Below are 14,840 nucleotides of genomic sequence, written 5' to 3'. Positions count from 1 at the left end.
GCATGCCGAGCGTCCTGCTGACTGGCTCCAGTTCGTTTAGCGGCATGTGGATCGCCCAGGCCTTCGCCCAGGCTGGCTGGCGCGTGGTCGCGCCCCTGCGACGGCGCCACGCGGACTACTCAGGCCTGCGCCTGGAGCGGGTGCGACGTGTCGGTGCGGTGGCCGAGGCCCGCTTCGGCGTGGACCTGACGACATCTTCGATCGACCAGGTGATCGAGCGCGGTGGTCCGTTCGATCTCTACGCCCATCACGCCGCCGACATTCCCAACTACCGTGATCCCGCCTACGAGGTGGCCGAGGGCGTGGCGCGCAACACGGCCCGCGCTCGCCAAGTGTTCCACCGGCTGAAGGCAAGTGGCGCGAAGGCGGTGATCGCGACGGGCACTACTTTCGAGGCGGATGAGCGGCTCGCGCCGCCGGACGATCTGGCGGTCAGCCCCTACGGTTTGTCCAAGACTTTGACCAACCAGGCGCTTCGCCACTTCGCCCACTGGGAAGGACTGGATTTCGGCCGGTTCGTGGTGGCCGCTCCGTTTGGGCCCTGGGAAGAGGGCCGCTTCGTCTGGTCTCTGTTTCAGGCCTGGATGGCCGGTCACACGGCCGTGGTGCGGACGCCGGCCTACGTGCGCGACAACATACCTGCCCCGCTGTTGGCCAGAGCCTATGTGAAGCTTGCCGAGGAGATGCTTGCCGGGCAGGGCGATCGCATCTCGCGGCCAGCCGGCTTCGTTGGCACGCAGGGAGAGTTCGCCCTACGCGTGGCCCGGGAGGCCGAAGGACGCCTGGGGCGGACGTGCGCCGTTTCAGCCCTCGAGCAGACGGCGTTCCCTGAGCCGCGAAGCCGGGTTAATGACGAGCCAGCGATCCCGGACGACTGGAACGCAACCGCCTTCTGGGACGAATACATCGAGTACTATCAGATGGTTGATCGATCCGGTCTGCTTGGAGCGACGCCGGCCTAGGTCATCGCCTTGGCGCCGGCTTCAGCCACCGTGCGTTCGGCGGCCTCGAAAAAGTCGCGCGCGAACGCCTCGGTTTGGCCGAGCGGGCTGTCCTTCATGCGCTGGCGCAAGCTGCGGCGCAGTTCGCCGATGCGGTCCGGCGAGGCCGCCAGTCGGGTCGCGGCGGCGACATAGTCGTCGATGCTGCGTGTGCAGAACTCCTCGAACCCGAGGTTCATCAGCACCGAATAGCTGAGGCGTTCGAAGATCGCATCGCCGACCAGGGTGATTACCGGCGCGCCCATCCAGAGCGCTTCGCACGTCGTGGTGCCGCCCGTCTGCGGGAAGGCGTCGAGCGAGATGTCCATCTGCCCGTAGAATGGCAGGTGCGCGCCGCGCACGGGCTCGAATCGCAGACGGTCGAGGCTGACGCCCTCTGCGGCGAAGATCGCCGCGATGTTGTTGCGGAAGATCTTGGATGCGCCTTCCGGCCGCACGAACAGGAACCGCGAGCCCGGCGTCGCCGCGACGATGCGCGCCCAGACCTGCAGCATTTCGCGGCCGTACTTGTAGGGGTTGTTGGCCGTGCCGAAGGTCACGTAGCCGTTGCGCTCGACGGGCGCGGTCAGTTCGACGGCGGGTTCTTCCCTGAAGGCCCTGGAGCCGAGCGCATACCAGGCGTGCGGCAGCATCAGCGGCTTTTCGATCATCAGGTCGGGCTTCTCCGGCATCATGAAGGGATCCATGACCAGATAGTCGATGGTATTCAGTCCCGCCGAGTGCGGATAGCCCAGCCAGCTCGCCGCCAGTGGGGCGGGCTTGTAGGCCATCACCTCCAGCTTATTCATGTGGGTGGAGCCGCCCAGTTCGAACAGGATGTCGAGCTGGTCGTCGGCGATCATCTGGGCGGCGTCGCGATCCGAAATCTCCGGCCGCCAGCGGAACGCCGTGACGCGCGAGGCGATCAGTTGTTGGATCGCGTCTTCCCGCCCCTGGTAGAACGAATAGCAGAACACCTCGAACCGCTCCCGATCGACGTGCTCGAAGAGCGGTAGGGCGAAGTAGGCGACCGGGTGGTTGCGCAAGTCCGACGACATGAAGCCCAGGCGGATCTTGGCGCGGCCGGTCACGGCCGGGGCGCGCGTGATCGGATGGGCGGCCGCGCGGGCCTCGGCGGCTTCGCCCCACATGCGATGCTGGCGCACAAGCTCCAGGCGGTCCTCGTAGGTGCGCACGCGCGCCAGATGCTGCAGCAGCGCGGTGTGCTTGCCGGTGGTGGCCCAGTAGCGGCCAAGCTCTTCGAAGCTGCCGATCTCGTCGATCTCGTCGTAGGCCGCCAGCCGCAGATAGATGTCGACGGCGAGCTTGCTGTAGGCCATGTCGAGCGGCCCGCGCGCGGTCACGGCCCGTAGGATGCGATAGGCTTCCTCGAGATTGGCGGCTTCCCCCGGGCCGCGGGTGCGCGACAGGCTCTCGGCCAGACGGACCTGGGCTTCGATATTGTCGGGCTCCAGCTCCACGGCGCGGCGCAGGTGGATGTTGCCTCGGGGGCGGTCGTATTCGGCCATGGCGACGCCGAGCCGCCAATGCATCCAGGCCGCCTCGCCACCCCTGGCGAGCAGGTCGGTGAGATAGGTCTCCACCGCCCGGAACTGGCCCGAGCCGGTCATCAGCGTGACCCGCGCCTCCTGCAGCCTCGGCGCGTCCGGATTGGCCTCGATCGCCCTGTCGATCACCTCGAACGCCTTCTCGCGGCGGCCTAGGTCGGCCTCGACCGCCGAAAGGTCGAGCCAGGCGTCGATGTTGTCGTTCTTGAGCGCCACGGCCTGGCGGAAACGAGAAGCGGCGGCCTCGCGCTTGCCCTGTTCACGCAGCGCCCGGCCCAGGGCGCGCTGGAAGTCGGAGTTGCGCGGCTCCTGCCGCACCAGCTTGGTGAACAGGGCCTCGGCGCGCGGCCCGTCGCCCATGTCGTTGTAGACATTGCCCTTGTTGGACTGGGCGCTGACGTCCTTGGGGTTGAGCTTGATCGCCTGGTCGAAGGCCTTGAGCGCTTCGGGATAGCGCTTGGCCCGACGCAGCATCACGCCGCGCAAGTTCCAGAGTTCGTAGTCGCGGGGGAATTTCTCGGTCGCCCGCCCGGTCCAGGTCATCCCGTCCTCGTGGCGCCCGGCGAAATAAAGCTGGCGGCAAAGCACGCGGTAGACCTGAAGCGGTTGGTCGGGGGCCTCTTCCAGAACGGCGATCAAGTGCGTGATCGCCTCGTCGCGTTTCCCCGCCTTCAACGCCGCGTCCGCCGCGGCGAGCCTCTGGTCCATGCCGGACGCCCTCGGTTGCCGACGCGCGTAGCAAACCCCGCGCGGGGGCAAGGCATAGGCGTGCGCGCCGGCCGTGGCTAGCCCCGAGGACGCTGCGCCACGTCGAGGACCGGGCGCGCCCTGGCCGGCCAAAGGCCGCGCAGGTCGTCCCAGGCCGCGGGCGCCAGCGACCACGGCTCGATCAGATAGCGATAGGCCAGCCGGCGAGGCTGCGACGCCAGGCGGAACAGCCATTCCAGGCCCAGCCGGCCCATCCAGCGCGGCGCGGCGGTCTGCACGCCAGCTTCGTAGTCGAACGCCGCGCCGATCGAGAACATCACGCCGCGGGGAATCGCCGCCCGGTTGGCCGCGATCCACTCTTCCTGCAAAGGCATGCCCATGCCGACGAAGATGATGTCCGGCCTGAAGGCGTTGATCGCGTCGACGACGGCGCGGTTGTCGGCGCCGCCGGTGGCGCGGTCGAAATAGCCGTCGCGACAGGCGATGGACACGCCCGGCCATTCGGCCGCGAGGCGCGCAGCCGCCCGTTCGGCCACGCCGGGCGCGCCGCCCAGGTAGAACACGCGCCAGCCCTTCGCCTGCACCATGCCCCAGAACGCGTCGCGCCAATCCAGATAGGTGCAGCGATGCGCCCGGCTGAGCGGCAGCCCCATCAGCCGGCCCCAGGCGATCACCGGCGTGGAGTCCACCTCGATCAGGTCGGCCATTTCGAAGAAGGCGCGCACCTTCGCCGACTTCCGATAGAGGTGCAGGCTGTGGGCGTTGTGGTTGGCGATCACCGCCGGCGCGCCTGCGGCCACGCGCGCGGCCACCGTGGCCAACACCATCTGCGGCGTGACGAGGTCGACCTCGGCGCCCAGAAGGCGCACCCTGGGCGGGCGTTCGGCGTTCATGGCGTGCACCATGCCACGACGCCGATTTCGCCCACGTTAGGAAGCGTGGTTAACCGGCGGCCGGCCTAGAAGGCGACCTGCGAGCGCAGGTTCAGCGAGCGGTAGTCCTGGCCGACCGCCACGCCCGAGGCGTTCTTCCGATCGACGCTGACGTCCTGCACGTCGACCATGAACTTGACGGCGGGGTTCGGGAACCAGTTCACGCCCAGGGTCCAGATCGACTGCTCGCCGCCGCGCACCCGGTCGGCGACCACGGCGCTGCCGGCGTGATAGTCGAGGTCGGCGGTGGAATAGCGCGCGGCCAGCTCCCAGGCGCCCCAGGCGCCGGCCGCCGGGTCGAAGGGGTTGGCCACGGCCGGCGCGTCGAAGGCGGCCGTGCCCTTGTTGTACTTGCGCGCCTCGCCGGTCAGCACCCAGCCGCCTTCCAGGTACCAGCCGCTGAAGCTGGGATCGCTAGCGCCCGCGGCGGGATTGCGCCGGTCGATCCCCAGGGTGAAGTACTCGCCCTGCACCATCAGGTTCTTGCGCTGGAAGGCGAGCTCGGCCCCGTAGGCGTGCGCGCCGTAGGCGTCGATCGAGCCGGTGTCGATCAGGCGCGTGCCGTCGACCCGCAGCTCGGGCCGTTCGCGCAGGCGCACGCTGTAGCGCGGGTTGGCCGAGGCGCCGTCGTCGCTGGGCTGGGTCATGACGCTGGCGTTCAGGCCGGTGTGGATCAGCCAGCCGTCGCCGCGCAGCGGCGTGCCGGCCAGGCGCAGGGCGAAGCCTTGCTGTTCGTCGTAGGTGGCGCTGTTGAAGCCGGAGGCGGCGGAGTTGATCCCCGACGCGGTCGCGCCCGTCAGCACCGCCGAGGCCAGCCAGCGGTCGCCGGCCCCGATCAGGCCCGCGCCGATGCGCTTGTCGCCGCCGGCGACGCCTCGAGCCAGTTCGGCGATGGCCGGACGTTCGGGAAACAGCGAGCCATTGGTGGAGGCCGCGTCCTCCAGGCCGAGCGAGGGGGCGAAGGCGCCCACGCGGATCTTCAGCGGATCGAAGCCCGAATACTGGATCCACAGCTCCTGCACGCGGCCGGCGTCCTCGGCCCCGGCGCCGCCGAAGTCGAACAGGATCTTGTAGTCGAAGTTCCCGTAGATCTTGCCGTCCACGCCGATCCGGGCGCGGCGGAAGTTGGCCCCGCCGTTAAGATCGCGCGCGGTCACGGCCGCGGGCAGGTTGTCGTCTTGGAAGTACTTGGCGGTGTCGAGCTGCATCACCCCGTGCAGCGTCGCCGAGAACTTGCCGTCGGCGCTGGCGATGGTGGGCTTGCCGCCGGAGATGGAGACCTTGGTCGTCGGCGCCGGGGCGGCGGGCGGCGGGGCGGCCTTGGCCACGGCGACCGCCTGGTCGCTCGCGGCCTTGGCCTGCTCGGTCTCGGCCTTCAGCACGGCGATCTCGCGCGAGAGGGCCTGCACCTGGGCCTCCAGCGCCTGGATGCGCGCGGCGGTGTCGTCCTGGGCCGCGGCGAGACCGGGCCAAGCCAGGGCGGCGACCGCGGCGGCCACGCCCGTTTTGTTGCTGGCGATCATGGTTCGATTTCCCCTTGAATGGCGTCCGCTCCAGCTCTTGGGCGGGCGCGTGTGCGCTTAAGGCCGGTCGTCAGGAATCCCTTGAATTCCGCCGTGTTCCGCCCCATCGGACCGGCCGGTCGATTGTCATCGCCGTGACACATGCCTCGGCTTTGGATGATGCTGGCGTGATCGGAGATTCGCTTTGCCGCTCGAGCCGTCGTCTTCCACGCCGTCCCCGCGCCGCCTGACGCCGTTCTGGTCCGTCTTGCTGGCTGGCGGCGTCGGCGTGGCGGCGCTGCTGGCCCTGGGCGTGGACGGCGCGGCCGACCTGAGGGGCGTGGCCGTGGCGGCGATCGTCGCCTTCGCCGTGGCCCTGGCCCTGGCGATCCAGGCGCGCCGCGCGGACGCCGCGCGAAGCGAGGAGCATCAGGCTGTCCCCGCCGGTCACGCCGAAGGGGCCGCCTTGCCCTACTCGGCGATGATCGAGGCGCTTCCCGATCCGGTATTGGTGATATCGGCTCATGAGCCCGATGATTTGATCGGGCGCCGCTTCGTTTTCATTAATTCCGCGGCCCGGGACCTGCTGAAAATACAGAAGAATGTGGGACTTCTTGTCACAGTCGTGCGTGATCCCGACGTCCTGGAGGTGGTCGACGAAGCCCTGTTCGGGGCGATGAACGGCGAGACCGCCTATGAGGTGGGCGGCGCCCAGGAGCGCGTCTTCAAGGCGATGGCCCGGCCGCTCGGCGTGGCGCCGGACGGCGCGCGCATGGCCTTGCTGGTCTTCCGCGACGAGACCGAAACCCGGCGGGTGGAGCGCACCCGGGTCGACTTCCTGGCCAACGCCAGCCACGAGCTGCGCACGCCGCTGGCCTCGCTGGCCGGCTTCATCGAAACCCTGCGCGGCCATGCGCGCGAGGACGTCGACGCCCGCGACCGCTTCCTGCAGATCATGCACGCGCAGGCCGAGCGCATGGCGCAGTTGATCGATGACCTGATGTCGCTCAGCCGCATCGAGTTGAACGAGCACATCGCGCCGGCTGGCGAGGTGGACCTGACCGGCGCGGCGATGGACGTGATCGACGCGGTGGGGCCGATGGCCCGCGGGCGCGGCGTGCGGATCGAGCTGACCGCGCCGCCGAGCGGCCAGGCGATGATCGTCGGCGACCGCGACCAGATCCTGCAGGTCGTGCAGAACCTGGTGGACAACGCGCTGAAGTACTCGCCGGACAACGAGGCGGTGCGGATCACCCTGGAGCTGGATTCCACCAGCGAGGCGGCGCAGGCGCCTCGCCGCCAGCAGTCGGCGCGGCTGTCGCTGCTGACGCCGGACCACGCCCAGGATCGCTACGCCGTGCTGCGGGTGAGCGACGCCGGCGTCGGCATCGCGCGCGAGCACCTGCCGCGCCTGACCGAACGCTTCTATCGCGTGGAGGGGCAGAAGAGCGGCGAACGGATGGGCACGGGGCTGGGGCTGGCCATCGTCAAGCACATCGTCAACCGCCACCGCGGCGGCATGGCCGTCGAAAGCGTCGAGGGCGAAGGCACGACCTTCACCGTCTATTTCCCGCAATCGGCGAAGGAGGCGGCCAGCCGTTCGCCGCCCGCGCGCGCAAAGGACGATCCGGCCGGCGCTGTGGCAAAATCGTCATGAAACTGTCGCGTATTGACGGCATTCCGCAGGCATGTTCCGCCCGCGCGAGCCGACCGGATCGCGCGCGAACTGATTCGACGCCGGAAGTTTGATGACCGCTTGCGTGATCCAGGCCCGTTTGGACCGCCTATCGAGGCGGCCGGCGCCGCGCGCGTTTCGCTAAAGACGGACCTGCCAAACATGGGCATTCTGGTCGAAGCGGGATCGACCGGCGACATCTCCGCAACCTCCCGGGCCCCCCGCACCCAGGAAGGCATCACCAGCCGGCAAGGCTGACCGAGGGCGCGCCATGAACGAGCACATCGTCAAGTCTTACGAAGATGAACTGAACGCCTTGACCGCCGAGTGCGCCCGCATGGGCGGCCTGACGGAGGCCCAGGTGTCGGACGCCCTGGAGGCGGTGGTCAAGCGCGACCAGCAGCTCGCCGGGACCGTCGTCTCCCGCGACGACCGGCTCGACGCCCTTGAGACCGAGATCGAGCGCAAGGCGATCCGCCTGATCGCGCTGCGCCAGCCGATGGCCAACGACCTGCGCCGCACCGTCTCGGCCATGAAGATCGCCAACAACCTGGAGCGGGTGGGCGACCTGGCCAAGAACATCGCCAAGCGCGCGCTGGTGATCATCGAATCCGAGCCCATGACCCCGCTCGGCCGCTCGATCGAGCGCATGGGCCGGCTGGTCAGCATGCGGCTGAAGGAAGTGCTGGACGCCTACACCTCCAGCGACCTGGACCGCGCCGTGGTGGTCTGGGCCCGCGACGACGAGGTCGACGAGCACTACAACAGCCTGTTCCGCGAACTCCTGACCTACATGATGGGCGATCCGCGCACGATCACCGCCTGCGCCCATCTGCTGTTCGTGGCCAAGAACCTCGAGCGCATCGGCGACCACGCCACCAACATCGCCGAGATCGTCCACTACGAGATCACCGGCGAGGAGATGATCTCCGACCGGCCGAAGACCGACGCGCTGCAACCCTGAGCCCGCTCAAGGAGCCATACGTGACGCCGCATATCCTGGTGGTTGAGGACGAAGACTCCCTCGCCACCCTTCTGCAGTACAACCTCGAGAAGGAAGGCTACGCCGTGACCGCCGCCGGCGACGGCGAGGAGGCCCTGACCCTGGTCAGCGAGAAGCTGCCGGACCTGATCGTGCTGGACTGGATGCTGCCCAAGGTCAGCGGGATCGAGGTCTGCCGGCGCCTGCGCGCGCGCACCGAGACGCGCAACGTGCCGATCATCATGCTCACCGCCCGCGGCGAGGAGACCGACCGCATCCGCGGCCTGGACACCGGCGCCGACGACTATGTGGTCAAGCCCTTCTCCATGTCGGAGCTGTCGGCCCGCATGCGCGCGGTGCTGCGCCGCCTGCGGCCGGGCCTGGCCGAGGATCGGGTGCGGATCGGCGACATCGTCATCGACCGGGTGGCGCACAGGGTGAAGCGCGGCGGCAAGGAGATCCACCTGGGTCCCACCGAGTTCCGCCTGCTGGACTACCTGATGCAGCACCCCGGCCGGGTGTTCTCCCGCGAGCAACTGCTCGACGCGGTCTGGGGCTCGGACGTCTACGTCGAGGCGCGCACCGTGGACGTGCACATCGGCCGCCTGCGCAAGGCGCTGAACGGCGAGGTGGGCGCCGACCCGATCCGCACCGTGCGTTCGGCCGGCTACTCGCTGGACATGGAAGCCTAGGGCCGGTCGGCCTCGCCCCCGCGGCGCACGCTGAACGCACGCCTTGACCGGACGCGCGCGCGCGGGTCAAAGGCCGTCATGAACATCTCGCCGCTCACCATCCTGCTTGTCGGCTCGGGCGGCCGCGAGCACGCCCTGGCCTGGAAGATCGCCGCCTCGCCGCTGACGCGCCGACTGGTCATGGCGCCCGGCAATCCCGGCATGGCGAAGCTGGGCGAGACGCGGCCCATCAAGGCCACCGACACGCCGGCCCTGGTCGCCCTTGCCCGCGAGATCGCCGCCGACCTGGTGGTGATCGGTCCCGAGGCCGCGGTGGACGCCGGCCTGGGCGACGCCCTGGCCGAGGCGGACATTCCCTGCTTCGGCCCGACCGCGGCGGCGGGCCGGCTGGAGTCCTCCAAGGCCTTCACCAAGGCCTTCGCCGACCGTCACGGCCTGCCCACCGGGGCCTACCGGGTGTGCGAGGACGCCGAGAGCGCCAAGGCGGCGCTGGACGGCTTTTCGCCGCCCTACGTGATCAAGGCCGACGGCCTGGCCTCCGGCAAGGGCGTGGTGATCGCCGAGACCCGGGCCGAGGCGACGGCGGCGATCGACGACGCCTTCGGCGGCCGCTTCGGCGCGGCCGGCGCGCGGGTGGTGATCGAGGAGTTCCTTCAGGGCGAGATCGGCTCCTGCTTCGCCCTGTGCGACGGGACCCATTCGATGATCTTCGGCTCGGCCCAGGACCACAAGCGCGCCTTCGACGGCGAGACCGGCCCCAACACCGGCGGCATGGGCACCTATTCGCCCGCGCCGGTCTTCACGCCCGAGTTGGTGGACCAGGTGCGCACGCGCCTGGCCGAGCCCACGTTCGCCGGCGTCGCGGCCGAGGGAGCGCCCTATCGCGGAGTGCTGTTCGTCGAGCTGATGGCCACCAGCGAGGGGCCGAAGCTGGTGGAGTTCAACGTCCGCTTCGGCGACCCGGAATGCCAGGTGCTGATGCTGCGCCTGGAAAGCGACCTGGTCCCCTACCTCCTGGCCTGCGCCATCGGCCGCCTGGCCGAGCTGCCGCCGCCGCGGTGGCGCCCGCAAAGCGCGGTCTGCGTGGTCATGGCCGCCGAGGGCTATCCGGACAGCCCGGTCGCCGGCTCGATCATCCGCGGCGCCGAGCAGGATTTCGGCCCCGACGTGGTGGTCTTCCACGCGGGCACCGCGCGCGACGAGGACGGCGTGCTGCGCGCCGCGGGCGGGCGGGTGCTTAACGTCTGCGCCCTGGGCGCGACGCTGAAGGACGCGCAGGACAAGGCCTATGCGGCGGCCGCGCGCATCGACTGTCCGGGCGGCTTCTACCGGCGCGACATCGGCTGGCGCGCCCTGGGCCGCTGATCTTACGACGCCCCGCGCCCCACGCCGCTTGCTCCCGTAGCGTCCGCCTCGGTAAAGTGGGTTCAAACAAGCGTACGAAGGGGAACGTCCATGACGGTGACGGCGGAACAGGAGCGCGAGCAGCTCAACACGGGCACCAAGCCGGTCGCCGAGAGCCACCGCTTCGACGAGGCGGCCCTGGCCCGGTGGATGGAGGCCAACGTCGAGGGCTACGTCGGCCCGCTGGAAGTGCGCCAGTTCAAGGGCGGCCAGTCCAACCCGACCTACCAGCTCGTCACGCCGAACAAGAAGTACGTGATGCGCCGCAAGCCGCCGGGCAAGCTGTTGCCGTCGGCGCACGCGGTGGACCGGGAATACAAGGTGATCTCGGCGCTCTATCCCACCGGCTTTCCGGTGGCCCGCTCCTACGGCCTGTGCACCGACGAGGCCGTGATCGGCACCATGTTCTACGTGATGGACATGGTGGAGGGCCGCATCCTGTGGGACCAGTCGCTGCCGCAATATGAGCCGGCCGAGCGGCGCGCCATCTACATGGGCAAGCTGAAGACGCTCGCCGACCTGCACAACACCGACTACGAGGCCATCGGCCTGGGCGACTTCGGCAAGCCCGGCAACTACATGGGCCGCCAGGTCGACCGCTGGACCAAGCAGTACCGCGCCTCCGAGACCGGCAAGATCGAGGAGATGGAGCGGCTGATCGAGTGGCTGCCGCAGAGCCTGCCCAACCAGGACCGCACCTCCATCGTCCACGGCGACTACCGGCTGGACAACATGGTGCTGCACCCGACTGAGCCGCGCGTCATCGCCGTGCTGGACTGGGAACTCTCCACCCTGGGCGACCCGCTGGCGGACTTCACCTACCTGCTCATGAACTGGGTGAACGGGGCGATCTCGCACATCCCGGACCTGAAGGCCCACGGCATTCCCACCATCGAGGAATACGTCGCCGAGTACTGCCGCCTCACCGGCCGTCCCGGCCTGCCGGAGCTCAACTGGTTCTTCGCCTACAACAGCTTCCGCCTGGCGGGCATCCTGCAGGGCATCATCGGCCGCGTGCGCGACGGCACGGCCAACAGCCCGCAGGCCCTGGCCAACGCCGACCGGGTGCCGCTGCTGGCCAAGGCCGGCTGGGAGTTCGCCAGGAAGGCCGGCGCCTAGGCGGCCTTAGAGACGGCGCGCGCCAGCAGGGCGTCCAGCGCCGCCTCGTCCTCGAAGCGGGCCCGCACGGGCCAGGGCGTGACGCGCGCGCGCCAGTCCGCCGGCAGGCGCGCCCAGTCCTTCTCGGTGGTGACCAGCCCGGCGTCGAACTGGCCGGCGCGGTCGGCCAAGAGCTTCAGCGCGGCCTCGCCGTAGGCGAAGTGGTCGGGGAAGGGGGCGAAGTCGGCCAGCTCGCAGCCTGCGGCCTTGAGCGAGCGTTCCACCTTCCAGGGCTTGCCCACGCCGGCGAAGCCCACCTGCGGACCGGCGGGCGGCGGGGCCGCCGGCTCCAGCCGCGCGACGAGCACCGGGGTCGCGCCGAACAGCGCCAGCAGCTCGGGGGCCGGCGCCTCCAGGTCGGCGGGGCACAGCAGCACCACCGCATCGGCCCGCGCCAGGCCCGCCTCCAGCGGCTCGCGCATCGGCCCGGCCGGGAAGACCGCGCCGTCGCCGAAGGGCCATTCGCCCTCGCGCGTCTCGCCGTCCACCACCACCAGCGACAGGGCCTTGGCCAGGGACGGGTTCTGGTGGCCGTCGTCCATCACGATCGCCCGGGCGCCCGCCGCGGCGGCGGCGCGCGCGCCGGCCAGGCGGTCGCGCGAGACCCACATCGGCGCGTCGCGGGCCAGCATCAGCGGCTCGTCGCCCACCTCGGCGGCGACATGGTGCTCGGGCTCGACCCGCACTGGGCCCTGAAGGGTTCCGCCATAGCCCCGCGACAGGCCGTGGGCGGCGACGCCCCGGGCCGTCAGCCGGCGCAGGATTTCGCGCACCACCGGCGTCTTGCCGGTTCCGCCCATGGTGAGATTGCCCACGCAGATCACCGGCGCGCCGGGATCCTCGGGCGTCGCGCGGGCGATGCGGCGGGCGGTGGCGGCGGCCCAGATCCAGGACAGCGGCCGAAGCAGCGCGCGCGTGATCGGCGCCGGCGCGCCCTCGCGCACGTACCACCAGCGCGGCGTCGACAGCTTCATGCGGCGGGCAGCAGCGGCGCGAGCCGCGCCATCGCCTCGTCCAGCGCGTAGCCCTGGCGCTCGGCGTAGGACAGGGCCGCCTCGCCGAAGCGCCGGGCGATCATTGGATTGTCGATCAGGCCGCGCATGTGCCGGGCCAGGTGCTCGCCGTCGACGGCCTCGATGGCGGCGGCCTCGATGAACATCTCCTGATAGGTCTCGGCGGCGTTGAACATGTGGGCGCCGGTGATGATCGCCTTGCCCAGGCGCGCGGGCTCCAGGGGGTTGTGCCCGCCGATCCCCAGCTCGAAGGCGCCGCCCATGACGACCACGTCGGCCAGGCGGAAGAACAGGCCAAGCTCGCCCAGGGTGTCGGCCACATAGGCCTGCATCTGCGGCGCGGGCCGCTCGCCGCGGCTGCGCAGGCCCACGACCATGCCTTCGCCTTCGAGCACCTCGGTCACCGCCTCGCCGCGTTCGGGATGGCGCGGAACGACGATCAGCAGGGCGTCGCCCAGATCGGCCCATTCGAAGGCGCGGCCGATTGTGGTGTCCTCGCCGGCGTGGGTGCTGGCGGCCAGCACCACCTTTCGCGCGCCGATCGCCGAACGCATGCGCGCCAGTTCGTCCGGATCGCAGGGCAGGGGCTCGCCCACCTGCTTCAGGTTCAGCCGCGGGCCCACCTGGGCGCCCAGGTCGCGCAGGCGCGTCTCGGTGGCCGCCTCCTGCGGCAGCACCAGGTCGAAGGCGCTGAGGATCGCGCGGGCGGCGGCGGGAACCCGCGCCCAGCCCTTGGCGCTGGCCTGGGTCATCCGCGCGGACAGCAGCGCCAGACGCACGCCGCGCTGGCGGGCCGCCATGATCAGGTTGGGCCACAGCTCGCTTTCCACCAGCAGGCCCGCGTCGGGCGCCCAGTGGTCCAGGAACCGGCCCACCGCGCCGGGCGTGTCCACCGGGGCGTACTGGTGGATGACGCCGGTGGGCAGGCGCCGGGCGAGCAGCTCGGCCGAGGTGCGCGTGCCCGAGGTGACCAGCAGCGACAGGTCCGGGCGGCTTTCGCGCAGGGCCTGGACGAGCGGCAGGAGCGAGACGCCCTCGCCGACGCTGACGGCGTGCAGCCAGACCAGGGGGCCGGGCGGGCGCTCGCGGCCGGTGCGGCCCAGGCGCTCGCCGATGCGGGCCGGATCCTCCTTGCCGCGGCCGGCGCGCAGGCGCAGCGCCAGGCCCGCCAACGGCTCGAGCAGAGTCGTCAGCGCGGCGTAAAGCGCCAGTGTCAGCGGACGCCGGGTCACACGGCTTCGAGCGGCGCCAGGCGGCAGGCGGCGGAATCGCCGCATTCGACCTGCAGGGTGCTGTGGCAGATGCCGAAGCGCCGGGCGAGGCCCTCGCACGCGTCGTGCAGGAAGGCGTCGGGCTCGGCGTTGGCCGGGCGGGTGACGTGGGCGGTCAGCGCCGTCTCGGTGGTGCTCATGGCCCAGATGTGCAGGTCGTGCACCTCGGTCACGCCGGGCAGGGCGCAGATCCATTCGCGCACGGCCGTCGGGTCGATGCCCTCGGGCACGGCGTCCAGGGCCAGGTTGAAGGAATCGCGCAGCAGGCCCCAGGTGCCCAACAGGATCACGGCCACGATCGCCAGGCTGAGCGCCGGGTCGAGCCACATCAGCCCGGTCACGGCCATCACCGCCGCGCCGATCACCACCGCCAGCGAGACGGCCGCGTCGCCCGCCATGTGCAGGAAGGCGCCGCGGATGTTCAGGTCGTCGTGGCCGCCGCGCATGAACAGGAGGGCCGTGGCGGTGTTGATCACCACGCCGATCGCGGCGGTGACGATCACCGGCCAGGGCGCCACGGCGGCGGGCTCGGCGAAGCGATGGACCGCCTCCGAGCCGATGGCGCCCACCGCCACCAGCAGCAGCACCGCATTGGCCAGGGAGGCCAGGATCGTGGCCTTGCGCAGGCCATAGGTGCGCCTGGCCGTGGGCTGGCGCCTCGCCAGCACGGCCGCGCCCCAGGCCAGGATCAGGCTGAGCACGTCCGACAGATTGTGGCCGGCGTCGGCCAGGAGCGAGAGCGAGCCGGCCCAGATCCCCGCGCTGGCCTCGGCCAGCACGAAGGCGGTGTTCAGCGCCACCCCGATGGCGAAGGCGCGGCCGAAGTCCGCCGGCGCGTGGTGGTGATGGCCGTGTCCGTGGCCGTGCCCGCCCCCATGGCCGTGGTCATGCGCATGCGCATGGTCGTGCCCATGATCGTGGTGATGGTGATGGCCGGAGTGGTCGTGCGCCATGG

General features: G+C 70.6%; 12 protein-coding genes. 6 read left to right on the top strand and 6 right to left on the bottom strand.

Features of this window, described 5'->3' with window-relative positions; genetic code table 11:
- The first annotated feature begins 2 nt into the window (after positions 1-2).
- Complete coding sequence (locus tag ACE3TA_RS10150) at positions 3-962, top strand: NAD-dependent epimerase/dehydratase family protein (protein ID WP_374573177.1); 960 nt, start codon at positions 3-5, stop codon at positions 960-962.
- Here the strand turns inward: ACE3TA_RS10150 and ACE3TA_RS10145 are convergent.
- The 3 genes from ACE3TA_RS10145 to ACE3TA_RS10135 all read right to left on the bottom strand — a co-directional run bounded on the left by ACE3TA_RS10145 (position 959) and on the right by ACE3TA_RS10135 (position 5,711).
- A complete protein-coding gene (locus tag ACE3TA_RS10145) occupies positions 959-3,256 on the bottom strand; it encodes a tetratricopeptide repeat protein (RefSeq protein ID WP_374573175.1) in 2,298 nt (765 codons plus the stop codon). The two genes, ACE3TA_RS10150 and ACE3TA_RS10145, sit on opposite strands and share 4 nt — an antisense overlap.
- 77 nt (positions 3,257-3,333) lie before the next feature.
- A complete protein-coding gene (locus tag ACE3TA_RS10140; protein WP_374573173.1) occupies positions 3,334-4,149 on the bottom strand; it encodes a WecB/TagA/CpsF family glycosyltransferase in 816 nt (271 codons plus the stop codon).
- A 65-nt stretch (positions 4,150-4,214) separates the two neighbouring features.
- Entirely contained in the window at positions 4,215-5,711 is a 1,497-nt protein-coding gene (locus tag ACE3TA_RS10135) for an OprO/OprP family phosphate-selective porin (RefSeq protein ID WP_374573171.1), read from the bottom strand.
- A 184-nt stretch (positions 5,712-5,895) separates the two neighbouring features.
- On the opposite strand from ACE3TA_RS10135, the gene ACE3TA_RS10130 reads away from it, so the two are divergent.
- The 5 genes from ACE3TA_RS10130 to ACE3TA_RS10110 all read left to right on the top strand — a co-directional run bounded on the left by ACE3TA_RS10130 (position 5,896) and on the right by ACE3TA_RS10110 (position 11,562).
- A complete protein-coding gene (locus tag ACE3TA_RS10130; RefSeq protein WP_374573169.1) occupies positions 5,896-7,347 on the top strand; it encodes an ATP-binding protein in 1,452 nt (483 codons plus the stop codon).
- A gap of 289 nt (positions 7,348-7,636) precedes the next feature.
- Complete coding sequence (gene phoU / locus ACE3TA_RS10125) at positions 7,637-8,329, top strand: phosphate signaling complex protein PhoU (RefSeq protein WP_374573167.1); 693 nt, start codon at positions 7,637-7,639, stop codon at positions 8,327-8,329.
- Positions 8,330-8,349: 20 nt separating this feature from the next.
- On the top strand, positions 8,350-9,039 hold the full coding sequence (gene phoB / locus ACE3TA_RS10120) for a phosphate regulon transcriptional regulator PhoB (protein ID WP_374573165.1): 690 nt from the start codon (positions 8,350-8,352) through the stop codon (positions 9,037-9,039).
- Between the two features lie 84 nt (positions 9,040-9,123).
- Positions 9,124-10,404 carry a phosphoribosylamine--glycine ligase gene (purD, locus tag ACE3TA_RS10115; RefSeq protein WP_374573681.1) on the top strand — a complete coding sequence of 427 codons (1,281 nt, stop codon included), beginning with the start codon at positions 9,124-9,126 and terminating at the stop codon, positions 10,402-10,404.
- Positions 10,405-10,494: 90 nt separating this feature from the next.
- Complete coding sequence (locus ACE3TA_RS10110; RefSeq protein WP_374573163.1) at positions 10,495-11,562, top strand: phosphotransferase; 1,068 nt, start codon at positions 10,495-10,497, stop codon at positions 11,560-11,562.
- Here the strand turns inward: ACE3TA_RS10110 and lpxK are convergent.
- The 3 genes from lpxK to ACE3TA_RS10095 are packed head-to-tail and all read right to left on the bottom strand — an operon-like array spanning position 11,559 to position 14,838.
- Positions 11,559-12,575 (bottom strand): tetraacyldisaccharide 4'-kinase, encoded by a 1,017-nt coding sequence (gene lpxK, locus ACE3TA_RS10105; protein WP_374573161.1) that lies wholly within the window; start codon positions 12,573-12,575, stop codon positions 11,559-11,561. The two genes, ACE3TA_RS10110 and lpxK, sit on opposite strands and share 4 nt — an antisense overlap.
- On the bottom strand, positions 12,572-13,846 hold the full coding sequence (locus ACE3TA_RS10100; protein WP_374573159.1) for a 3-deoxy-D-manno-octulosonic acid transferase: 1,275 nt from the start codon (positions 13,844-13,846) through the stop codon (positions 12,572-12,574). The genes lpxK and ACE3TA_RS10100 overlap by 4 nt, the downstream gene beginning before the upstream one ends.
- On the bottom strand, positions 13,843-14,838 hold the full coding sequence (locus tag ACE3TA_RS10095) for a cation diffusion facilitator family transporter (RefSeq protein WP_374573157.1): 996 nt from the start codon (positions 14,836-14,838) through the stop codon (positions 13,843-13,845). Before ACE3TA_RS10095 ends, ACE3TA_RS10100 begins: the two co-directional genes overlap by 4 nt.
- Positions 14,839-14,840 lie beyond the last annotated feature (2 nt).

Origin of the sequence: Phenylobacterium sp. (assembly GCF_041916435.1) — a bacterium.
GTDB lineage: Bacteria > Pseudomonadota > Alphaproteobacteria > Caulobacterales > Caulobacteraceae > Phenylobacterium.
The sequence above is the reverse complement of the archived record's forward strand: the minus strand, read 5'-3'. Positions and strand labels throughout refer to the sequence as shown.